Genomic DNA, 23,082 nt, shown 5'->3' on the forward strand with positions numbered 1-23,082 from the left:
AAAATGACTCAAGGCTGCTTGGCGAAGGTCTCGAACACCTGAAAATTCCTTTTGGAAAGGTCCAGAATTTCAGGCAGCTTTTTCCCGACTTTTTCGCGAATCTCATCGGCCTGATCCACGAAATTGATCAAGGCATTATTGATGCCATCATCCGTATGGAACTTGGCGGGCGAAAGCAGCTCAGCCGCGGAGAGACCGAAATGCTGGTACAGCCCTTCGAACTTGCCTTGATACGCAATGCATATCACAGGAACGCCCTTGCCCAGCGCAGCGATCGCAAGATGCATGCGTCCGCTGACGAGGCCATCGAGTTTACCGGCAACGCCTTTTAAAACCGGGGCTGGCCATCTGCCATCCAGATATCGAACCCTGTCTGTCTGTGAAGATGGAGCAAGCTCGGTAATGGCCTTGAGGCAGGCTTGATCGCCCACGTCTTTCCGGTAGTCATGCGGAATGACCAGCCAGCAGACCGGTCTTGCATCGGCAACGAACTCCAGTGCTTCTGCCCCGCGCCTGATGATCGCCGCGATCTGCGCGCTATCCGCATTCTTGAACAGCATAGGATGCAGATTGAAGCCCATGACCCTGTATCCCTCGGCGCGCTTTCGCGCGATCCACGAGATCGTATCTTCATCGGGTTCCGATGGGACAAGACTAAATGCAGAATCGGAAACCAGTGCCGCCTTGGCCGTGGCAAAGGCGTTCAGACGCTCGAGGGAAACAACGTCACGCACATTGAGCGACACCCCCGGATGAAGGGAGCTGTAGAACTTCGCCAAAGCGGGGTGCGGCGTTTCATTAAAACTGAAACCGAGGATAACGTTTTTGATCCCGGCGGCGGCAGCCAGATCAGCGCTTGCCAGAAGTTTTGCGCTGACCAGCGGATGATAATAGCCATCCATCACGTCGGCACCGACAACGACGATGCAATCGTACTTCCGCACCGCGAATTGCTGGGCAAGGGCCTGGATGAAGTCAGGCTTTCCAAAGATATCGACGGTAACAAAGCCTCTCTGCAAAGCAGAGTCGCCAAAATTCGTTCCGTCGACGAGGATGTCTATCTCGACATTGGGATTGCTCGCACGCGCATTCTGCACGGTCGCCGTGATCATCGCGTCATCGCCGGCGGAACCGAACAGGGTGATGGGATCACCAGCCACGATCAAAAGCCGGTTCAGCCGATCTCCGACGTTGATAGGCTTGATACTGTGCTTCAGCTCTTGCAGATCATTGAAGAGTTGCTGGACCGCATTATCCAGATTGCGCCGCTCGTTATATTGCACCAGCTTCCGACGCAGTAGTGCAGGGAGTATTTTTTTCACGAGCTTGCGCATTTTCTTTCCTTTCGAGAACCGATTTTGCTCATGATGAGGGCGATGGCGGACCGGGCCTCGCTTCTCGCGGTCAGAGCCAAAAGCAACAGATATGCGACGCCGAACATACCACCGAGCAGGATGCCGGATACGAGGTCGCCCGCACCCAGCATTTTAACTTCAGGTCGCATCCACTGAACGAGCAGGAAGCAGAGACCGCTGGAACCGAAGCTTGGCAAAAGCAGGAGGAAAATTCTCCACAGCTTGATGCCGAGTTCCCGGGCGACAAAATAAAATGTGAAAGGCGTCGAAGTGAGCTGCCCGAAGACAAACACGATGACGATTTCCCGGATGTTTTCCGTCGGGACAAGCAATATCAACAGGATGGTAGAGATTGCCTTGACCGTCCCGGCAATCAGCACCTTATCCGGCCTGCCGCGTGCGGACAGAAACGGGCCGTTTTGAAACTGGACGCATTGCAATGCACCCAGCAGCAGCAGCGGCCGCGCAACCGCGTCGGCACCCTGCCATTGCGCGCCGAACAGGACGTTGCAGATCTCTGGCGCCAACGCAGCGGAGAGCACGAAGATCGGTGTCGAAAAGATCGAAGATATGGTGATGGATTGCTTGTACAGTTCCGCCATGCGCTCCCGCTCGTGCGATATGCGGGACAGCACCGTCAACGAAACATCATATAGCGCCGCCTGAAGCAGCTGCATGAGAAGCTGATAGAGCCTGCTGCCGACGGTGTAGAGCCCAAAGAGAGCAACCCCGTAACGCCCCAGGATCATGACGTCGATAAGCCGCGTGGCTCCGAAATCCACGATGCGCAGACCGAGAGCCGACGAGCCGAAGCGAAGCAATTCGAAAAAAGTGTCGGGCTTGAGCGTGGTGCCCGGAAGCCAGTGCGGTTTGCGCCAGAGCCAGATCAGCGTCACAATGGTTGCAACATAAGTCTGAACGACGAGGCTCCAGACGCCCAGGCCCATGATGGCGAAAGCAATCGCAACGCCACCGCCGATAATATTCGAAATGAAGGATCTTATTGCCAGCGGCTTGAACGCGAGCGCACGCCGATAATTGACTTCCTGAAAAAGCGAGGCGGTATTCAGCGGCAGCAATATGCAGATTGCCACGATGATCGGTGCCAGCCCTTCCACCTCGAACCAGCTTTCCAGTCTGGGCGACAGCAGACAAACAACGATGACAAACACCGTTGCCAGCGCAACGGACACATAAAATGGCAGATTGACGTCGCTTGGCTCCAGATTTCGTTTCTGCACGATCGCATCTGCGAAACCGAACTCCGACAGCATCTGGATGAGCATCAGAACCAGGCCCGCCGTAGCGACCATGCCGTAGTCGGTGGGGCTGAGGAACCGGGCAAGAACGATGAAAAGAATGGAGGTAAAAAGCTTTCCACCCCAGTTCTGGACGATGGACCAGAAAACGCCTGTTATCGCGGCGCTGCCTATCGAACTTTGCTCCGCCATCAACCTGCCGCCTGCAAAGCCGGTCGTGACAGCCCGACCACCGCAGCGGCCAGAAAACGATCGAAGTCCAGCTTGGGGAAACGGACTTTGCCGATATTGCTTTCTACCATGTGCTCTTTCCTTGGAAGAAACGCTTGCAACGGACCCGGTCCGTTGCCGGTCTAAGATGCGCGTAAGGTTCGGCTTTCCCTGCTTTTCGCCAGCACGTCCTCGTAGAGCTTCACATAGTTCTCACCCACCCGGCGCGAGGTGGATTCCTCGACGATATTTCCGAAATCGGCCTCCGTCGGCAATTGCTCGCGCGAAAGCGTCAACACCCGGCGAATGCGTGCGGCAAGGTCCGTGGCGTTGCCCGGTTCGAACAGCCAGTCGTGGTTAGTCTCGCCGATCAGTTCCGGAATGCCGCCCGAGGCCGCGCCGATGACCGGCACCCCCATCGCGTAAGCCTCGTAGATGGTGCGCGGCGAAGGTTCAGCCCAGAAGGAGGGAACGATGAGCACATCGATCTCTTCGAAGAATTCCTTCGGCTTTGCCCAGCCGACGAACTCGATCGGCAGGTCGCCGGCCTGGGCCTTGAAGCGTTCGATGGAATCGTCCATCGCATGGCCGGCAACAAGACAGCGCCAGTTACCGTGGCCGATTTCCCTGAAGGCATCGACCATGTTGCCGACACCCTTTTCCGTGTTGATGCGGCCGATATAGCCGAAGGTCATCGGCTTGCCGGTTCGGTCGATCTGCCTGCGTGCGACCGGGTCGCCCTCCGGAACCGTGCAGGAATAAAAGATCACACGGCGCATGCTTTCCGGCAGGTGATGGAAAAGCCCGTGATCGACATGGGTTTTAAGGATTTCCGTGCCAACGCTTGCCACCGCGCCGATGTAGCGCTGCGTGAATTTCTTGGTGAAATTCACCACCTGACAGCCGAGATGGATGTGTTCGCAGGGCTTGCCGCCCTTGAACATGGCGGCGTTACCGCACAGAAGATCATATTCGCAGATCGTGTGGACGATCGGAATGTTGCGTTTATGCGCCGCCCGCCACACCAGCGTCGTCACATCCAGCAGCGAGTGCGTATTGAGAACATCCGGCTTGAAATCGTCAAGAACGGCTTCGAACTGCTTCTCGACGTTGAAATTCCATTGCTGCTTGATCTTCTGCATACGCCTTTGCTGCGGCGTATATTGTGGCCAGTCCTCCAGCCAGAAATCGTTATTGTGGAACATGCGGTAGACGCTGACGCCATTGCGCACCGTTTTGGGTTCGGCCTGCCGCTCTATGCAGGCGGCACCGACCTCATGCCCCATGGAGACGAGTTCCTCGGCAAGATGTTCGACCGAGCGTTCGCACCCGCCAACGATATGCGGCGGATAAAGGCTGCTGAGATGGAGAATTCGCATACGGATACGCTCTATTTCCTTATCGAAAATTTATGACTTCCGCTTGGCCTCGCCCATGTTGCCGGATACTCCGGGACCAATGAGACATGTGCAAAAAACACAAAAGGCAGAGCAGATTTAACGCTTGAAAATATGAATAACCAAAAATCCACTTTCAAAAAGCACGGGAACTGACGGCATTTCAAGTGCTTTTTTTTCGCGGCGCGACAAAAGTCATGCCGTGTTGCGAAAAGAACCTGTCCCGTGTTAGCTTCATTCTCATATGAAAAAACGTACGGGCGGAAGCGGTGAATTCTGTTTCGTCCGCATATAATATCATTAATTTATATATTTATTTCATTTCAGAAACATGGATTTGATGGCGAATGAAGATGCCAAAAACTTCCAGGACAATCTGACATCTTGAGAGGCGCCGCCGATATGATCGCGGCTGCTTTTTATAATCTCGCCGGAATGACCAGGAGACGCAGATGAACGGAAAACAGCCGATCACCATGGGCCACCTGACACGGCGCGGCCTGCTTTCAGCCGCACCTTTCGCACTGGTTGCCGCCACGGGTGTGCGCCCCGCTTTCGCGCAGACTCAATCCGTTTTTTCGGCCAGCACGGAAGCCTTTTTGGACAGTGTGGGCGTGTGTGGCCATTTCGCCCGCACGAACGGCATTTATCCGGAAAGCTTCGAGCGCATCCTGCCTGAACTGGAAGCCCTTGGTGTGGGCCACCTGCGTGACGAGGGACTGATTACCGCAAGGGACAGCCGCAACAGCCCGGCTTTCCAGCGCCTGCGCAGGATTGTGGCGGCCAACGTTCGCCTCACGATCATCTGTTACGACGATCTCAACCCCTACGTCTCAACGCCACTGAACAGGATTGCCGATTTCTACGACTGGTGCGACGGCGGCATCGAAGTTTTCGAAGGCAGCAATGAACCGACGTTGACGAAAGACCCGGCCAATGCGCCGCGCATTTCGGCAGAGCATCAGGCTGCACTTTTTGCAACGATCCGCTCAACTCCGGCCGTGAGCAACGTACCGCTTGTCGCGCCAAGCTATATCCAGGCGAATACGGCGCTGGCGCTAAACCTGCAGAACGTATGCGACTTCGGCAATATTCACCCCTACGCCGGAATGGAACATCCCGAAACCACTGGGCCGGGGGCGCTCTCCAAATCTGTCGCGGCCTCGGCGCATATAGCAGCCGGCCGGCCGGTGCTCGCCACTGAGATCGGGTACCACACCTCACTGCAACCAAAGACCTTCCATTTTCCCGTCACCGAAGGCATCAAGGCGCGCTACATGCCGCGCACGCTCCTGTGGTCCTTCATCAGCGGCATCCGCCGGGCTTACATCTATGAAATGGTCTCCAGCTTTGCCGAAGACGAGACAAATCCGGAATCGTCCTTCGGCCTGCTGCGCCACGATCTGAGCCGGACTCCTGCTTACGGGGCCGTTCGTGCCCTTCTTGCCCTTTGCAAGGCAAGTCGGCAAACAGAGCCAGCGGAACGCAGCCTCGCTTTCCTCAACGATGATTCCGAAAGGTTTTCCCTGCGCCTGACAAGACCAGACGGCGCGCTGCTCGCCCCGGTGTGGCTTGGCATACGCGGCTGGCAATGGCCGGCGCGGATCGAAAATCCGCCAGCCGAACGTGCAACGGCCTTTTCGGTAACCGGCCCGCATAGCCAAGTCATCGCGCACCGGTTCGGCGATGACGGTTCCGTAAGCCAGCGGGTGATCGCAAAGGAAGGTGGGCAATACCGGCTTTCCGTCAGCGACCAGCTTACGGTGCTGGAGGTTTTCTGAACGGCGTGCGGGCGAAAATTTCCGGCCGACAAATTTTATATATCGTGTCAGCCTATTGCATGATAGCCTTCTGAAATAGACCACTTTTGCTCGCTGCTGCGAGCGCAAAATATTACTGTATAAATTTTTTCTTTTTATAGATGATGACGATGCAAAAAATTGAAAAAGCGCCTGTTTCCGGGGCGCAGCGTCTCGATATTCTTCAAATGATGCGTGCCCTGGCGGCAATCATGATTGTTGCGCTGCACGCGCAGGTGAACTGGGAGTTCTCGCTCGTCAACCTCCATCTCCTGAGGCTGGGTGCGGGCGTCGATCTGTTTTTCGTCATTTCCGGCTTTGTCATCGTTTATGCCTCCCGGCCGTATTTCGCAGCGGAGGGAGGGCGCTCGGCCTTTCTTGTGCGCCGGCTTCTCCGCATCCTTCCTCTTTACTGGTTCGTGTTGACCATGCGGCTCGCCATGGCCGCGGTCGCCGTTCTTCTCAGCGCCAAGGCCTTCCCGTCCTTGCAGGCCGTCCTAACCTCCTACCTCTTCATTCCCTATGACAGCATGGGTTATGGTGACGCCTATCCGTTTCCAATCATCGATCTGGGCTGGACGCTGAATTACGAGATGTTTTTTTATGTCGTATTCGCGGTTTTTATCTTCCTGCCGCTGGAACGCGCCGTGCTGACAACAGCGGCTGTGCTGCTCGCCGCAGTGCTCATCGGCTCCAACTTCAGTCTCGCCTTGCCGTTCAGTTTCTGGTTTCAGCCCATCATTCTGGAGTTCGTGGCGGGAATGTTGCTCGCCGTGCTTTTCCTGCGCGGCGTGCGCCTGCCGCCCTTGCTGGGGATTGCGGTGGCCCTTTGCGGCGTGGCGATCTGGACGCTTATCGATCTGAAAAGGTTCGAATTCCAATGCAATCCGGGCTGTTATTCCTATACCCGGCTGCTCGTTTTTGGCGGTGGCGCGATTTTCCTGATGGCCGCGGCAACCCTGACCAGGGGCATCTCCCTGCCCCGTTTTGCGCAGCCGCTGGCGAAACTGGGCGATTCCTCCTACGCGCTTTACCTGCTGCACCCGTTCATCTTTCGGGCATTCCTGGTTGCTTCCGGCGGCATCACCTGGCCGCAGGAGTGGAAAAATGTCGTCTATCTCATCGTCGTCGCCAGCACCATCGCCATCGCCCACGCATTTCACGTCCTTGTCGAAACGCCCGCAAATATCTGGCTTCGTGACCGGCTGATAACACCCCGGCGAAAAGTCGCCGTGTCCTGACGCCCAGAGAAAAGTCCGCGTGTCTGCTGTTAAGTATACCCCGAAGTTCCGTTCACAAGTTTATTTTAGCACTTGATCGTTAGCTAAGGCTGTGCGATTTAAAAAGAAAATTTTAGATGTTGGATAACCATATTCAGCATTTCAGCTTACTTAAAATCGTATTTTTTAAAAATTTGGAGAGTTGTGATGTCCCGCCTTCGTATTGGCTCGGCGCTCACTGGTGCGGTATTGATCACCAGCCTCGGTCTTTTTTCCGCAGTCGCCAACGCCCAGAACGTGGAACCAGCGCCGCCAGCTGCCGGGCAGCAGACGCCGCCGGTACAGACTGCGACAACTGGCGCACCCGTAAAGGCCGCCGACGAAACCAACGCCGCATTTCTGGCTCGCGTTAACAGCTCCAATCCGGACACGGTTTCCCTTGCTGCCGCGGAACTGTTCAAGCAGTCTCCGACGCAGGCAACGGTCAAGGATCTGGCCGGCATCGCTTCCAGCACCGATGCGGCAAACGCCGACATGGCGGGAAAGGTGACGAACGGCTTTCCGATCATTGCCGTTTCCACCAGCGCGGCGCAGTTCTCCGAACAGCTTTCTGGCCTGATCCTGAGCGACTCCAGCCAGTTGCCCACCATCGTCGCACTGGCCCAGAAGGTCGGCAACAAGGACTTCTCCGAAGTTGTCGGCGAAGGTCTGGCACTCGCCTATTCTACGGCGATGCAGAGGGGCAACACGATACTTGCCGCCGCAATCCAGTTGCAGACCAAGGGTGTCGGCGTGCCCTCCGATCTTCTGATCGCCTTTAGCGAAAATATTCAGGGAACGGCGGCGGGTCCGGCAGCGCCTGCGGCAGCTGCAGCTGCTGCCTCACCGATCGGTGGGGCTGGCTCTTCACCTGCAAGCGGCAACAGCATTGGCGGCTCGGGAGCGGCGGGCTCACCAGCAGGTACGGCACAGGCCGGCGGCGGAGCCGCACCGGTTGGCGGTGGCGGCAGCGGTGGCAGCACCGGCAGCGGCGGAACCACCACAACCAACAACTTCTTTGCCGCGCCCCTTTCAACCGGCAGCACCAGCACGCCAGTCAGCACAAGTCCCGTTTGAACCCGGTTTTGCCGCCCTTCCTGCGGGAATGGCGGCCGCCTGTCCTACCATGCAACCGAGACTTGGCGGGTGCCACGCCCGCCAAAAAGAGCGAGGCTGACAGTTGTTGCAAAGGCACGATCCCCTGACTATGGCCGATATCGACAAAAGCGGATTTACAGCCGACTTTATCGATATAGACGCCGTTCTTGCCACGGTCCGCCGACAGTGGCGCGTCGTTCTCGCGGCAGTCGCCATTGCCGGGACAATCGGTCTCGCTTACGCCGCGACGGCCGTTCCGATCTATTCAGCTTCGGCTACCCTTTTGATCGACCGCAACAACAGCCAGGTCGTCGAGCAGCTTTCGACAATCGGCGGCGTCGTGGAGGACGAGGCTTCCATTCTCAGCCAGGTCGAGGTCCTGCAATCGGAAACCATCGGGATTGCCGTCGTCGACAGTTTGAACCTGACGGAAAATCAGGAATTCAGGGCAAACCGCGCCTCGCTTCTGAGTTCGATATTCGGCACCATCCGTTCGCTCGTCAACGTTTCGCAATGGTTCTCACCGGCGAAAGAGACCGTCATCGATGACGGCACCCTGAAGCGGGCGCTGTCGGACCGGCTGCTGGACGGTCTCAGCGTCAAGCGTATCGGCCGGACCTACGCGCTGGAACTGACCTACAACTCGACATCACCGGTTCTAGCCGCCCAGATCGTCAATGCGGTGGCGTCGGCCTATCTGGTGGACAAGCTGAACTCCAAATACGAGGCGACGAAGCGGGCCAGCGACTGGTTGTCCGACCGTATTGCCGAGTTGCGTCAGCGGGCACTCGACACCGACCTTGCCGTACAGAAATTTCGCGCTGAACACGGCTTGATCGAGACCGGCAATAACGGCCTGCTTTCCGATCAGCAACTGGCCGAGTCCAACAGCGCGCTTATTCTGGCGCAGTCGGAAACGGCGAGGTCGCGAGCGCGGGTACAACGCATCGAACATATCCTTGCCACAGACGATGTCGACGCCGTCGTCACCGATATTCTCGAGAGCTCGGTCGCGAACGATCTGCGCAAGAAATATCTCGAATCCTCGAAGATCGAAACGGAAATCACCCGCAGGCTTGGCAGCAACCATGTTCAGGCGGTGCGTCTGCGCAACGAAATGCAAGAATACCGCCGGCTGATGTTCCAGGAAATCAGCCGTATTGCGCAAAGTTACAAGAGCGATTTGGAGGTTTCGGAAGCAAGAGAGAAATCACTTGCGGAGAGCGTTGCCAAGGCTACCAGCGTCAGCAACTCGGCCAGCCAGACCCAGGTTCAGCTCCGCGAATTGCAGCGTGAGGCGGAAACTTACAAGAACATGTATCAGACCTTCCTGCAGCGTTATCAGGAAGCGATGCAGCAGCAATCCTTCCCCGTAACGGAAGCACGCGTGATTTCGAGGGCAGTTCCGCCCAACATTCCAAGCAAACCGAACAAACCGCTACTTTTGGCGCTGTTCATGATCATGGGCGCCGCGGCCGGCGGTGGCATCGCCATGTTTCGCGAGTTCCGCGACCGTTTCTTCCGCACCGGAGAACAGGTTCGCGACGTTCTCGGGCTGGAATTTCTGGGCAACACCCCGCTCGTCCAGAACAAGCCGGGCACGGATGTGTTGCCAAAGGGACAGGAGGGGCCGCCTACCGCCACACGCCCGTCCAGCGTTGCCCGCTACACTGTCGATCACCCGCTATCGTCCTTCGCCGAAACGCTGCGCAGCACACGGCTTGCGATAGATCTTGGCATTCCCCCGAAAACCGGCGCGCGGGTGGTGGGCGTCGTATCGGCGTTGCCGAGCGAGGGCAAATCGACGATCTCCATCAATCTGGCTCAGCTTCTGGCCGGACAAGGAGCAAGGGTTCTTCTGCTGGATGCGGATATTCGCAACCCGGGCGCCACGCGCGCTTTGGGGCGCCATGCTGCAGAAGGCCTGCTCGAAGTGCTGTTAGAAGGCCGCAATATGCGCGATGTGCTGCTGCACGACGAAAAGACGCGGCTCGCTTTCCTGCCAACGGTCGTCAAGCAGCGCGTACCGCACTCCTCCGAGCTGCTGACATCGGCGCAAATGTACAAATTGCTGGCCGAAGCGAGCAGTCTCTTCGACTACATCATCGTCGATCTGCCGCCTCTCGGGCCGGTGGTGGACGCCCGCGCGATGGCCGGCCGGATCGACGGTTTCGTCTTCGTCACAGAGTGGGGCAAAACCGCCCGCAGGGCGGTACGCAATACAATTGAAAACGAAGTCCAGATCCGCAAGAAGTGTCTCGGTGTCATCCTCAACAAGGTGGACACGGAAAAGCTGAAGCTTTACCGGGCTTACGGTTCAAGCGAATATTATCACGCGCGCTACACGCGATATTACCATGATTAGGCGGGACGGAATGGCGGGCCTGCGTAAATTCTTCGCGGTCGTGCCGGTTCTCATCCTTTCCGTGTTTGTTTTATCCGTCGCCGCACAGGCGTTTTCCGAAACTCGGCGGTTTTCCGATGTCGTCGCCTTGGCAAGAATTGCCGACGACAAAAGCGGCCTGGCGCACGATCTTCTGGCGAAGACGGTCGATGGGCTGCACCCCGTCGTTGCGGAGAAAATCTGCCGTTCGGATATCGTCAAGGCCGGGTTACGGCTCGTTCTCGCAGATCTCGATGCAAATGGCCAAGATGCGACGTCGGAGGCCGGTACGGCGCGTCTCGGCTTTGCCGAAAGCTATATTCGTCACGCGCTCTCCTGTTTGCCTGCAAATGGCGATGTGTGGCTGCGTCTTGCCATGGTTCGTTCGCTGCGTAACGCCTCGCCAATGGAAATCGCCGTTCTGATGAATTTTTCCCAACTTTACGGGCCTGCAGACGCCAACCTGATACGCGGGCGCTTCGTGATGTGGCAGCAATTTCCAAAAGACACACTGCCTCAGGCCGATGCGGCCCGCAATGCGGACACGGCAGTCGTCTGCGGGAAGGAGGGGGAAATCCTGCGCTGGACCCTGCGGAAGATCTGTCCGCAGCAGCCGCAGGCCGGCATGAAACGCACCATGCCGCTTCCGTGACATAGCGGCCTGCCTCGTCCTCTACCTTAGACATCGTCGCAGCAACAGTTATTGCAAAGCCGAAAGCCAATGTCGTCCATCGAAGCCCAATCAGAACCGCTATCCTCATCGCCACCGCGACCGGTTGCGTTTCCAGACTATTTTCGGACGGCCGCCATAGTCATCTTCTGGGCTATCTTCCTGCTTGCGCTTCTCAATCGCGGCGCAACTGAAATCGAGAGCCGTATCGTCGTCACCGTTGCAATTTATTTGTTGCTCGTGCCCGCCATCCTGTTGTTCGGGCAGCCCCGGGCTGGTGCAAGCGTGGCGCTTGTGGCGACCTGCCTTTTGCTGGGGGCACTCATCATCCAGATGTGGCTGCAATCATCTGTGCCGGGTATTGCTCCACCCAATCCCGCCTGGTCGACCGCCGCCATGTTTGTGCAGTTCGCCCCCGACGCCACGGTTTCGCTCACCCCGGCGGATGATTGGCTCGGCCTGTTAAGCGCCGCCCTGCCCTTCGGCGCCTTCATGGCCGGCCTCGTCATTTTCGATACCGACGAGCGCGCGGCAAAAGCGCTGCGATGGTTCGCAATTGCCGGCGGATGGCTGGCACTGTTGTCAATCGTGCAATTTCTGCTTTTTCCAGAAACACTCGGCTTCATTCAGAAGCGCTTCTATCTCGGCAGCCTGACCGGCCTTTTCGTCAACCGTAATACCGCCGCCACCTTCTTCGGTCTCATTCTCCTGACCCTCGTCGTGATGCTGCACAAACGGCTGACAGCTCCAGACTGGGGAATGGTCAGGGCGCTGGTGGCAAATCGCCTGACCGTTCCAGTCGGCCAGAAACGCCTCATCCGCAAGGCCGCCTTCATCGGCGTGCTCACTGCCTTTTGCTTCATCGCCCTGATGCTGACCGGATCGCGCGCCGGCATCGCATCAAGCTTTGCGGCACTGAGTTTCCTCATTCTTCTGACCGTCTTCAACTCACCCATCAAAACAGGCCGCAACGCGGCTGCCCTGCGTCGCAAGCGGCGCGGCACGAAGCGCCGCGCGGCGATCGTGCTCGCCATTACGCTTGGCCTGTTCCTGCTCTTCGCCAATCGCGTGGCGCTTCGCATGGAAACGCGATTGGAAGACGACATGCGCTTCTGCTACATGCCGGGCATCGCGCGTGCCATTTCTGACAGCTGGCCTTGGGGAACCGGCCTAGCAAGTTTTACGGAAACCTACGCGCCCTATCATGCGGCGCAATGCGGGGTGGACGCCATCGTCACCCACGCCCACAATGTCTATGCCGAGGGACTGCTGACGCTCGGCCTCGCATTTCCATTTTATGCGGCTTTTTTCGTGCTCGTCCAACTCGCCATTTTTATTCGCGGGGCGCGCAAACGCAAAAACTACCGTTACGCCTCCCATCTCGGGCTTGCCGGGCTGCTGCTCGTCGCATTGCATTCGACACTCGATTTTTCGCTGCAGATCCCCGGCTTCGCAATGGCTTACGCCGTATTCCTTGCGCCCGTCGTCACGCTTTGTCTCAACCCCCCAGGGGTTGGACGGGACCGTTCGCGGCGGCGCGAACCATCTCCAAGCGATCCCGCAATGCCGGCCTAGATCAGTCCGGATGGGCAGCAGCCATCATTTCGCTGATGCGCAATAGTTGTAACGATTACAAACCACACAAAGACGCGAGAATTTGGGCATGCGGATATTGCAAATAACGTCGCTGTTTTCTCCGGACCGGGTCGGCGGCGCGGAGATATTCGTGGAAGACCTAGCGCGCGGGCTGGCGGAGAATGGACACACGGTAGCGGTGGCGGCGATCTCACGCAAACAACAGGCCGTGGAGCTGCGGGATGATTTTGCCGTTTACCGCCTCGGACATACCACGCCGTTTTTTATCGGGGACTGGGAAGAGCAACCCGGATGGAAGCGAAAATACTACAAGATCGCCGTGCAGCTGGATCCGGGTCTCCTGCGCCGGCTTGCCCGCGTCATCGATGATTTCCGGCCTGATGTCGTCAACACCCATTCGCTGTCGGAGCTGACACCGCTGATCTGGCCGATGATCCGCAAGCGCGGCATTCCGCTCGTCCATTCCCTGCACGATTTCACCAGCATGTGCACCAACGGCTCCCTGTTTCACGACGGGCACATCTGCGACGGCACCAGCAAAAAATGCCGCGCCTTCTCTTACCTGCACCGGCGTTGCCAATGCGCCGTCGACGCTGTCGCCGGTGTCGGCCACGATATTGTCGAGCGCCATGTGCAGGCCGGCTTTTTCACCCATGTACCGGAAAGCCGCCGCACGGTCATCTGGAATGCCATCGCGCCGCCAGCTTCACAGACACAGCGCATTCCACGCGCGCCTGGGGACCCGCTTGTTTTCGGCTATCTGGGCCGCATCGAGGCGCCCAAGGGTGCAGATCTCCTGATCGAGTCGCTGCCGCTCCTGCCGCCGAAGGGCTGGCGACTGGTCATGGCGGGTCGCGCGCCGGGCGGCATCGAAGCCTACGAGCAAAAAACCGCCAACCTTCCGGTCGAATTTCCCGGCTACGTGGACGCCGATAGTTTCTTCGCCGGTATAGATTGTCTGATCGTTCCACCACTCTGGCCAGAGGCTTTCGGGCGCACTGTCGCTGAAGCTATTCTACGCGGTGTGCCGGTTCTCGGCGCCAATCTCGCCGGTGTCGCCGAACAGATCGGTCGGGACCGGCCGGAACGCCTTTTCACGCCGGGCAGCGCCGCCGAGCTTGCCGCCCGCATGACTAACGCGATGCGCAACCCCGCCATTCTCGCGGAAACACCGGAAACCAAAGCGCGCATTTCGCAGGGCGTCGCGCCCGAACGGGTAATCGGGGCATACGAAGCTCTCTATTCGGAGCTGCGCAGCGGCATCAGGGCATGAGCCGTAAGATTTCACCCCGGGGACATGACTTCTAGACGTCAGGTCTGTTCATGGAAAATCTGCGCATAGCTTTCCGCCGCCTTCTGCCATGAATACAGCTTGCGGTTTTCATAACCAGCCTGGCGAAGATCGCTTGCCAGATCCGGCTCCCGAAAAAGCCGCTCAAGTGCCGCGACAAGGCTGTCAGAGTCCGCGGGATCGAAGGTGAGTGCGCCCTTTCCGGCGATCTCCGGCGTTGCGGAACGGTTGGAGCAGACGACCGGACACCCCAGTTGCTGCGCCTCCAGCACCGGCAGGCAGAACCCTTCATATGTGGAAGGCACGCAAAGGCAGGCGGCGTGGCGGTAAAGGTCTGCCAGTTGATGGTCGTCTATGCCGGAAAGCCGGATCAGTCGCGCCTTCAGCTCCGGATCATCGAGCACGCTGCCGATTTCCTCGGCATCGTCGCGGCCAACATGCACGACGTGCAAATCAGGCCTAACCTTGCCAATCACGGCAAAAGCCTTGCCCAGAAGCGAAAAGTTTTTATTCGACGTCGCGTTTCCGACCGCCAGTATGTAGGGCGCGGCAACTGGCGGCGGGCCGTTTAAACTCGCTAGATCGACATTCAGGGTGCTGTCAGAATGGATAGTCAGGCTTTTTCCAGCAGCCGATGGATAAAACTGCGCCAGATCCTTTCGCGTCGCTTCCGATACGCAGGTGATCCGGTTCGAACCAGCCATCATCAGTCGAAAGATCAAATCCGTCGTCAACGTCGCCCGCCAGCCGATCTGTTCGGGGATGGTCTTGAAATAAAGATCGTGAACCAGGGTGACGCGCCGTTTGCCGCCGCTGGGACTTCCGAAGGGATCGGCGTTGAACAGCACATCGATGCCGAGCTTGCGGCAAAGTGCCGGCAACGTCATAGCCTGACGCAGCACATCAAACACCATGATACGCGGCCGCGGCGTCTCAATCAGCTGAAGGCGGCTTTCGCGCAGGTTTTCGGGCAGCTGTGCCCGCGTCCAGGGAGAGCGCAGGATGTAGTCGTCCCGCGTCTGATCCAGCAGCCGCTCCAGCAGGCTGAAGGTCACGCGGGCGACGCCGGAAGGTTTGCCGCCATACTGGCTCGGCATGTTTACGAGAATACGCATCCTGACCCTTCCGCTTGCCTGCACTTTCTGCCCGAATTGATCGCCAAGAGGCCCCTCACACTGCTTCCGACAGCAAAGCGGAAACGGACCGGCAGGTCTCCTCCAGCGAAAAACGCCGGCTCACATCCTCGCGGCCCTGCTGCGCCAGCCTTTCCGCCAGAGCCGGCTGCGACAGGATGCAGCCTAGTGCTGCCGCAAGCGCCGATGCGTCGCCCGGCGGCACCAGAAGACCCGTTTCGCCGTCCCTAATGATTTCGGTAACCCCACCACCGCGTGTAGCGACAACTGGCCGCCCGCACATCATGGCCTCCACCACCACCCGCCCGAACGGTTCGGCGACAACAGAGGTGTGGGCAACGGCATCCATCGATGCCATCAGCTCTGGTACATCCGACCGGAAACCGAGGAAGCGGACACGACCATCCAGACCGAGACGGGATGCCTGCTCGCGGATGCGCGTCTCATAGGCGTCCTGCCCGAATAGCGCTCCGCCAACGATGACGGCCTGAACGCCATCCATCGCCGCGATCGCGTCCAGAAAGACGTGTTGCCCCTTCCATTCGCTCAGCCGGCCGAACAATCCGACAAGCGGTTCAGGACCAAGGCCCAATTCCATACGCAACCGCGTAGCTCTGCCGGGATCGTGGGCCACAGCCTTTGCGGGGTCGAAGCCGTTATAAACGATGCGGACCTTTTCTGCCTGCCCGCCGGCTTCAACGAAAGCCCGGCCGGTTTCCTGCGAATTGACGGCCACCAGCCTTGCGAAAAGGCGCGCGAATGCCAGCGAGGCATGGCGATTGGCGGAGCTGAATGCGGGATCGGTGACTATATCGTGCAAAACCCAGACAAGTGGGCGGCGGCTGAGTTTCGCGGCAAGCGCGCAAACGAACAGCGCCTTCTGCGAATTGGCGCAGATTACGTCGTAATGTCTCGCCTGCTGGCTCAATTGCCAAGCGACGGCGACAACATCGGCCGCGCCACGCAGCATTGCGCCAAACGGTGAGTCACGGCGGATCGACAGCATTTTTTCGCCAGCGGATAACATGACCGGAGGCCTCCCGGCCGCTGCCAGATCATCAGCAGCACCACCGCCACTGAGAAAACAAGCTCGCCAGGAATGCGGTCCGGCCTTGACGAGGTCCGTCAGAAAAAGCTCGGCGCCACCCTTCTCTCCTGTGTGACTGACAAATAGAGCGGATGTCATGACATCACCTGTGAAGTATCAGAGCACCCAAGTTGCCATTGCCCTAAATTGCGGGCATGAATGGACAGCCCGTGAAAATGACGAGTGCACTTGCCAACGGCAGGGATATTTTCACCGGCAATTTCAGTATAAGAACAACAATGCTTGATTGTGGTTAGAAAAAATAACATTCAAACCTTTATGCGGATAAGAATCCGATATACGTAAATTAAAAGAAAAATATTCTATCTATATATTTTAAAAGAGATCGAAGAAAAATTCGTGACGTATAATTTTACTGCTTTTCGCCGTCCCGTTTCCTGCGTTTTGTCCCCCGGCCTTTCGGCGGAGTTATCCTAGGGCCAGACGAGGAGAACGAACGATGACACCGCTCAAACGCAACATATGCATATATACGACCGGAACGGAAGAGGTGCCGGCATGATCGGCGTATCGCTCGGCATCACCTCCCGAAACATCCCCACCATGGTCCCTTCCCTGAACGCGCTCTCACCCTTGCGCGCGCGTTTGACTGCGGGTCAGAATGCCACGATCTTCGTGAATGGTGACAGCACCGCCTATGCCGATGCCGGACCATTCCAGCAGTTCGCCATGATGCTTGGCGATCTGCACGACACAAGGGTTGTGCTGCACCGCTGGGCAGAATGGCAGACAAACGCCCCCACCGGGCCAAAGGCCTATGCGGATTCGGTTACGCTGCGCGCAGGCATGGGGCCAACGCTCACGGTCTATCTTGCGGCACTGCCCGGCGGCATGGCCGGTTACATGCTCGCGGACCAGCGCGCGGCGGCGTTGAAGATTCCGCGTCCCGACCTGTGCATCACGCATCATGGGCATAATATGCAGAGTTTCGAGACGCCGGGTGGTATCCTAAGCTCCGGACGAGCCGCCCTGCTCGGACCGCTTGGCATGATCGAATGGCAATGGCCGGGTGCCCCCCAACTCATCACCACCCAGAACCCCTGGCGCGATAGCACCGGTTACGACAAGGTCTATAATGCGATCCTTGACCTTGCCCGAGCGCACCCGGGCCTCACGCTGGTGGATACACACGCGTCATTTGTAGCGAGAGGCAAGGACCATGCGCTTTACCGCGACAACGTCCATCCGAACGATGCCGGATCTCAGCTCATCGCCCGAACCTTGTTCAGTTGTTATCTGGGATCGGCGCCCGATAACGTCTTTCAGACACCTTGTTGGCCAAAACTTCCCGCCGCCAATCTTATCGTCAACGGCGATTTCACCGATTGGACGGGGTCCGCTCCATCGGGTTGGAGCCTGGCGGCGTCGGGTTCCGCCATAAAAGCCGCAGAAGTCACCTTTTCTCCGGCTTTCGCTCACAGCCTCGGTTTGCGTGCGAATGGCAACCAGTCGGCCGCACTGGTTCGTTATTTTCGCAATGCGGAGGCCGCCGCGATGATCGGCAAAACCGTTTCATTTGCAGTGCTTTATAAAAATACCGAGGGACAGCGTGCGCCCTATGTCACACTGGTTTCAAAAAGCGGCGGCGCAGTCCGGACGATCAGTTGCTCCGCGCTTCAATTTGGTGGTGCGAACGCCCTCGACAATAGCGGCTGGATGTGGGCGACAGCCAACGACATCGCGATCGATCCTGATATCAGCCCCAGCGGATATGGTTTCTATGTGAGGATCATGCCGGCATTCGGCATGAGCGCGCCGGTTTCCAACGAACCGCTTTACATACAGCGGGTGATCGCCGTTGAGGGCGCTCTGCCAAAAGGCAATCTGAGCGACTGAAAACCATAGAAAATTGTCTTGCGCGGCAACGTCATCAAGACCACTATTCATCGTCATCACCCTGTCGCCTCATGGTGATGACGTCCTCTCCCACAGGGCCGCACCAAGGTCCGCCAGTGAAGGATACAGGCCGGGAATGACCAGAAGCACAAATATGGCGGCATCGCATCAATCGCCGTTGCCGGGTTTCGTTTTGGCGATGCCTCTTTATCCTTCAAAAACCATAAAGGTGCCCGGTCTCTTTCTGGCGATCTTCGTTTTTTCCATTGGCTTTTTCATTCAATGCAATGTGCTGACCAGCAATCTGGGCCTGCGCTTCCTCAACATCACCGACATGCTTGTCCTGATGACGCTACCCGTTATTGCCCTGCTTTACATTCGCTGTCTGACGCCCTCGATCATCCTGCTTTATCTCGTTCCGCTAACCATTTTTTTTGCACTTTCGGCTGTCTTTGCCGACGAACGTGGCGAAGGTGAATTTTACACCACCGCGATGGCATATTTTTACGCGGTCTATTTTCTGTTTTTTGCCTATATGCTGTTTAAGGAGAACCTTCTCGAGCTGTTCTGCTGGGGCATCTTCGCCGGCTTCATCGCGGTGACGATCCTGCTTTTTCTGGACATCGTCATTCACGACCAGCTCGCCTCCCTTGGCCTCTCTTTCATGTTCGATGAAACCGCCGTGCTGGCAGCTGCGGCAAAAGGCGAATTGAGCCCGTTGCTTTTGCGTGTCGAAAAAGCGGGTGGCATCTGGCCGGTGGGCAACACAGCCGGACCTGCCTTTGCGTTGGCGGGTGCGGCAGTCGCCTATCTTGCCGAAAGGCAAAAACGTCCCGCGCTGTTTGCCGTATTTCTGCTGGTCTATCTGGCGAGCTTCACACTTACTCTCAACCGGTCCGGAGTATTTGCCGTTCTTGCGATCGGGGTCTATTTCTACATCAGAAATTTTTCCATCAAAATGCTGCTCAGCACCTATTTTGGTTTTGCCTTGTCCGCCCTTGTCATCGCAGCGGTTTTGCCATTGGGTGCTTTCGATTTTGCGGAACAGATATTTTCAAAACGGTTTCTCGAGGACAGCAACAGCAGCAACAATGCGCAGGAGCGCTGGGATACGCTCACTGGCGGCTTTCAGGTGATGCTCCATCATCCTTTCGGCATCGGTTTTACCGCTCGATATGAAGAACTGTCGCGAATATCGAGAATCGGAACACCGCATAGTGGCTTTCTCGCCACGGCCTATGCGTCCGGCATAGGATTTGGCCTTCTCAGCGCCTTTGCGCTTGTTTACGCGATCCTCCGGAAACGAAAAGTCGGTTTCTTCGCCTATTCGGCGATCGCAATCGTTATCGTCTATCAATTTGAAGAGCTGAATTTCAATCCCGTTTTCATGGCCTATATGGGGCTCGTACTCGCCTATACTTTCATTGATCTGGATTTCAGGTTCTTTCTGAAAAATACGATGATGCGGATGGCTGGAATGGCAGAAGAGGACGCTTTGGCGACGGCACGACCGGCGTAAATTACGGTGAGGTTCTCTCGCTCCAAACCGCACATCCTTGCTGCCAAAGTTTGTTCCGTTTTCAAGTGGGCGCTTTAGGTCACTTCGATGATTTCAATCTCTTTGTCACCCAGGCTGACAACATCACCGGCAGATTTTCCCATCAACACTCCTGCGACCGGGGAGACATAAGACATCGATCCAGTGGCCGGATCGGCTTCATCCTCGCCTACGATCCGGAACCGTTGCGTCCTCCCGTCATCACGGCTGAATGTTACCACGCTGCCGAAGGCAACGGTGCCATCAGCAGGAGGGCTCGGCATCAGCTGGGCGGTGCGAACGCGCTCCGCGAAATACCGAATGTCCCGCAGAGGATTGGCCGAAAGCCGACGTCTTTCATTGACGTCTTCGACGGCATTGGCCGTTTCGCAGGCTTCGCGCGCCAATTGCAGCTGCTGCTCCAGCGCTTTCAGCCCAGCTTCCGTCACCAGATTGGGATGAGGCGAAATCACCCGGTCCGGCAGAACCGTTTCGGCTGCGGTTTCGGCACTATCTTCCTTGGTAAAGGCTACACTCAATTCTGGCACTCCATTCCCGTGAGATGCCGCTTTGAGCATCTCCCTTGCCGTCCAATCCTGCCACCGCCCATCGCAATGCTGCAATAGCGTGCACCACACAAACCGCCCATGTACCCCTCATTTCTGGCTCTAACAGGAGGCTTTTCGCCCTGTTAGGGTATTGCCCAAGAGGAGTGAGAAAGCCAACGCTAACGGACAGGAGACGGTCAATGGCCCGGACAGTATTGAATGCGCTTGGAGACACACTCTACTACAGCGACAATTCCACCGGATTTTTTTCCGCCACGGGTTCCGGACCGCTGCTGACAGGCACTGCCGGCAATGATTCCATGTGGGGCGACAGTTCCGTCAATGTGACAATGGCGGGCGGCACGGGCGACGATATTTATTACCTCTATTCCAGCATTAACCGCGCCGTCGAAAATGCCGGGGAGGGTATCGACACCATCGACACCTGGATGAGTTATACCTTGCCCGACAATTTCGAAAACCTGCGGGTAACCGGAGATGGTCGTTATGCCTTCGGAAATGAGCTGGACAACATCATAACCGGCGGATCGGGCAGCCAGACCATTGATGGCGGGGGCGGTAACGACGTGCTGATCGGCGGTGGCGGTGCGGATACATTCGTTTTTACGAGCGGCAACGGCACCGATCTCATCATGGATTTCAGCGCCAACGACACGATCCGGCTTAACGGTTACGGCATCACGTCCTTCGAGCAGCTCGTCAGCAATGCCACCCAACAGGGCGATAATCTCTGGCTGAACTTCGCCAACGGCGAGGCCGTCGTTCTTGCCGGAACGACCATCGACGATCTTCAGGCCGACCAGTTCGAGCTCAGCCTCGACCGATCATCCCTCACCCAGACCTTTGCCGACGAATTCGATGCACTTTCACTTCGCAGCGGCGATCAGGGGACTTGGGATGCCAAATATTGGTGGGCACCGGAAAAGGGAAGCTCGCTGACGACGAATGGCGAGGCGCAATGGTACATCAACCCCGCTTATGCCGGCACATCAGAGGTAAATCCCTTCAGCATAAACAACGGTGTCCTGACTATCACCGCCGCGGAAACCCCGCAATCGATCGCCAACGAGGTTGAGGGCTATGATTATACCTCGGGTATGCTGAACACCTATTCGTCGTTCAGCCAGACCTATGGTTATTTCGAAATGCGCGCCGACATGCCGACCGACCGGGGCGCTTGGCCGGCCTTCTGGCTTTTGCCTGAGGACGGCTCCTGGCCACCGGAACTCGATGTCGTGGAGATGCGTGGGCAAAACCCCAATACGCTGATCATGTCCACCCACTCCAATGCAACGGGAGAACAGACATCAGTCATAAACAATGTCAGCGTGCCGAGCACGGAAGGTTTCCACACATATGGCGTGTTGTGGGATGCGGAGCATATTACCTGGTATTTCGACGACGTCGCCGTGGCGCAGACGGATACGCCTGATGATATGCACGATCCCATGTATATGGTCGTCAATCTTGCTGTCGGCGGCATGGCAGGAACGCCGTCGGCGGTTGATTTCAGCGACGGTTCGCAAATGATGATCGATTACATCAAAGCCTATTCGCTTTCCGACTGGGCCGCGTAACGAAAAACGCCGGCAGTTGCGTTCAGAACTGCCGGCGCTTCAGACCTCAGCCTGTCGGCTGGGCCTTGTTCAGTTCAGTCATTCAGCCGCGATCTGCATCCGCTCAGTGTAGAGCGACATGAGATGACGCGCCGTTTCAAGGCTCGCGGGCTGTTCGGCCCGGTAGCGGCGGCCGATTTCCATCATCAGCACAGTATCCGGCAGGAAGGTCAGCTCCGAGAAAATGCCCTGCCAGTCGATATCTCCCCAGCCGAGCGGCATATGCAGATCGCCGATGCCGAGAGCGGTATTTTCCTGGTCGAAATACGGCTGATAGAAGCCCTGCGGCCGGCCGAAGGAATCGTGCACATGCAGATGGCCGGCGACCGGCGCCATGGCGCGAAGCTGCTCGCGGAAATCGAGCCCGCGATAGGTGGATTCGAGATAGGCGTGGCTAAAGTCGATCAGCGCCACGACGTTATCATGGCCGATGGCCTTAACTGTCTGGGCCACCTCGGCAGGCGTCTGACGATATTGGCCGGGTTCGGTGGAGAAGATATTCTCAAGCGCGACCCGCACGCCATAGCGCTTGCAGAATTCCGCCAGCTCGAAAAGCGCTTCCCGCTCGCGGCTGTCGGCATCGGCCCGCTCGGCGATCTGGTCGGCACGCAGGGCACCACCATGCTGAACGAGGATGCCCGCGCCGATGCGATCGCACAGGACGGCCAGCGCCTTGGCTGCATCTATCTGGTAGCGGCACGTTACCGGGTCCATGAAATTGGACGAAACAAGACCGTGCACCGTGTAACGGAAGTCGAATTCTTTGGCGAGCGCCACGAACCGTTGAGCGCGCTCCTCGATGATGCGACCGCCTGCGATCAGATCAAGGCTCGTTGCGGCGATTTCAACGGTGTCGCAGCCAATTTCGGCAAGCGCACGAAGATCGCTTTCGAGTGTGGCCAGTTCACCGTCGTCCGAGCTGGCGTTGAAGCCGGTTCCAATAAGATTGCTCATGTCATCATCTCC

General features: G+C 57.6%; 17 protein-coding genes. 10 read left to right on the plus strand and 7 right to left on the minus strand.

Features of this window, described 5'->3' with window-relative positions:
• Positions 1 to 8 precede the first annotated feature (8 nt).
• From J5276_RS18230 to J5276_RS18240, 3 genes are all read right to left on the minus strand, one after another.
• A complete protein-coding gene (locus J5276_RS18230) occupies positions 9 to 1,334 on the minus strand; it encodes a polysaccharide pyruvyl transferase family protein (RefSeq protein WP_065704366.1) in 1,326 nt (441 codons plus the stop codon).
• Complete coding sequence (locus tag J5276_RS18235; protein ID WP_065704368.1) at positions 1,319 to 2,806, minus strand: lipopolysaccharide biosynthesis protein; 1,488 nt, start codon at positions 2,804 to 2,806, stop codon at positions 1,319 to 1,321. Before J5276_RS18235 ends, J5276_RS18230 begins: the two co-directional genes overlap by 16 nt.
• Before the next feature lie 161 nt (positions 2,807 to 2,967).
• Positions 2,968 to 4,203 carry a glycosyltransferase family 4 protein gene (locus J5276_RS18240; protein WP_019564824.1) on the minus strand — a complete coding sequence of 412 codons (1,236 nt, stop codon included), beginning with the start codon at positions 4,201 to 4,203 and terminating at the stop codon, positions 2,968 to 2,970.
• A gap of 470 nt (positions 4,204 to 4,673) precedes the next feature.
• Here J5276_RS18240 and J5276_RS18245 point away from each other — a divergent pair, with 470 nt between their 5' ends.
• The 7 genes from J5276_RS18245 (at position 4,674) to J5276_RS18275 (ending at position 14,299) form a co-directional block, all read left to right on the plus strand.
• Positions 4,674 to 6,002 carry a hypothetical protein gene (locus tag J5276_RS18245; RefSeq protein WP_065704370.1) on the plus strand — a complete coding sequence of 443 codons (1,329 nt, stop codon included), beginning with the start codon at positions 4,674 to 4,676 and terminating at the stop codon, positions 6,000 to 6,002.
• A 140-nt stretch (positions 6,003 to 6,142) separates the two neighbouring features.
• On the plus strand, positions 6,143 to 7,261 hold the full coding sequence (locus tag J5276_RS18250) for an acyltransferase (protein WP_035199581.1): 1,119 nt from the start codon (positions 6,143 to 6,145) through the stop codon (positions 7,259 to 7,261).
• A gap of 186 nt (positions 7,262 to 7,447) precedes the next feature.
• Positions 7,448 to 8,356: a hypothetical protein gene (locus tag J5276_RS18255; protein WP_065704372.1), complete on the plus strand. Its 909-nt coding sequence runs from the start codon at positions 7,448 to 7,450 to the stop codon at positions 8,354 to 8,356.
• Positions 8,357 to 8,486: 130 nt separating this feature from the next.
• Positions 8,487 to 10,742: a polysaccharide biosynthesis tyrosine autokinase gene (locus J5276_RS18260; protein WP_065704374.1), complete on the plus strand. Its 2,256-nt coding sequence runs from the start codon at positions 8,487 to 8,489 to the stop codon at positions 10,740 to 10,742.
• A gap of 10 nt (positions 10,743 to 10,752) precedes the next feature.
• A complete protein-coding gene (locus J5276_RS18265) occupies positions 10,753 to 11,412 on the plus strand; it encodes a hypothetical protein (RefSeq protein ID WP_065704376.1) in 660 nt (219 codons plus the stop codon).
• A gap of 69 nt (positions 11,413 to 11,481) precedes the next feature.
• On the plus strand, positions 11,482 to 13,005 hold the full coding sequence (locus J5276_RS18270; protein WP_065704378.1) for an O-antigen ligase: 1,524 nt from the start codon (positions 11,482 to 11,484) through the stop codon (positions 13,003 to 13,005).
• A gap of 88 nt (positions 13,006 to 13,093) precedes the next feature.
• Positions 13,094 to 14,299 (plus strand): glycosyltransferase family 4 protein, encoded by a 1,206-nt coding sequence (locus J5276_RS18275; protein WP_112401624.1) that lies wholly within the window; start codon positions 13,094 to 13,096, stop codon positions 14,297 to 14,299.
• 38 nt (positions 14,300 to 14,337) lie between these two features.
• Here the strand turns inward: J5276_RS18275 and J5276_RS18280 are convergent, their stop codons facing one another.
• Together J5276_RS18280 and J5276_RS18285 are read right to left on the minus strand one after the other, a co-directional pair.
• Positions 14,338 to 15,432 (minus strand): glycosyltransferase family 1 protein, encoded by a 1,095-nt coding sequence (locus J5276_RS18280; protein WP_065704382.1) that lies wholly within the window; start codon positions 15,430 to 15,432, stop codon positions 14,338 to 14,340.
• A 55-nt stretch (positions 15,433 to 15,487) separates the two neighbouring features.
• The gene (locus tag J5276_RS18285) at positions 15,488 to 16,636 is read right to left on the minus strand and encodes a glycosyltransferase family 4 protein (protein WP_065704384.1); all 1,149 of its coding nucleotides are present in this window, start codon (positions 16,634 to 16,636) and stop codon (positions 15,488 to 15,490) included.
• A gap of 420 nt (positions 16,637 to 17,056) precedes the next feature.
• Here J5276_RS18285 and J5276_RS18290 point away from each other — a divergent pair, with 420 nt between their 5' ends.
• Together J5276_RS18290 and J5276_RS18295 are read left to right on the plus strand one after the other, a co-directional pair.
• A complete protein-coding gene (locus J5276_RS18290) occupies positions 17,057 to 18,394 on the plus strand; it encodes an SGNH/GDSL hydrolase family protein (protein WP_065704386.1) in 1,338 nt (445 codons plus the stop codon).
• 136 nt (positions 18,395 to 18,530) lie between these two features.
• Positions 18,531 to 19,913, plus strand: a complete 1,383-nt coding sequence (locus J5276_RS18295) for an O-antigen ligase family protein (RefSeq protein WP_065704388.1) — start codon at positions 18,531 to 18,533, stop codon at positions 19,911 to 19,913.
• Between the two features lie 74 nt (positions 19,914 to 19,987).
• Here the strand turns inward: J5276_RS18295 and greA are convergent, their stop codons facing one another.
• Positions 19,988 to 20,470 (minus strand): transcription elongation factor GreA, encoded by a 483-nt coding sequence (greA, locus tag J5276_RS18300; RefSeq protein ID WP_065704390.1) that lies wholly within the window; start codon positions 20,468 to 20,470, stop codon positions 19,988 to 19,990.
• Between the two features lie 209 nt (positions 20,471 to 20,679).
• Here greA and J5276_RS18305 point away from each other — a divergent pair, with 209 nt between their 5' ends.
• Positions 20,680 to 22,077: a family 16 glycosylhydrolase gene (locus J5276_RS18305; protein ID WP_065662496.1), complete on the plus strand. Its 1,398-nt coding sequence runs from the start codon at positions 20,680 to 20,682 to the stop codon at positions 22,075 to 22,077.
• Between the two features lie 78 nt (positions 22,078 to 22,155).
• Here the strand turns inward: J5276_RS18305 and J5276_RS18310 are convergent, their stop codons facing one another.
• Positions 22,156 to 23,070, minus strand: coding sequence for a TIM barrel protein (locus J5276_RS18310; protein WP_065659654.1), 915 nt, complete (start codon positions 23,068 to 23,070; stop codon positions 22,156 to 22,158).
• Positions 23,071 to 23,082 lie beyond the last annotated feature (12 nt).

The sequence above is a fragment of the Agrobacterium sp. S7/73 genome, assembly GCF_019355535.1.
Classification (GTDB): Bacteria; Pseudomonadota; Alphaproteobacteria; order Rhizobiales; family Rhizobiaceae; genus Agrobacterium; species Agrobacterium tumefaciens.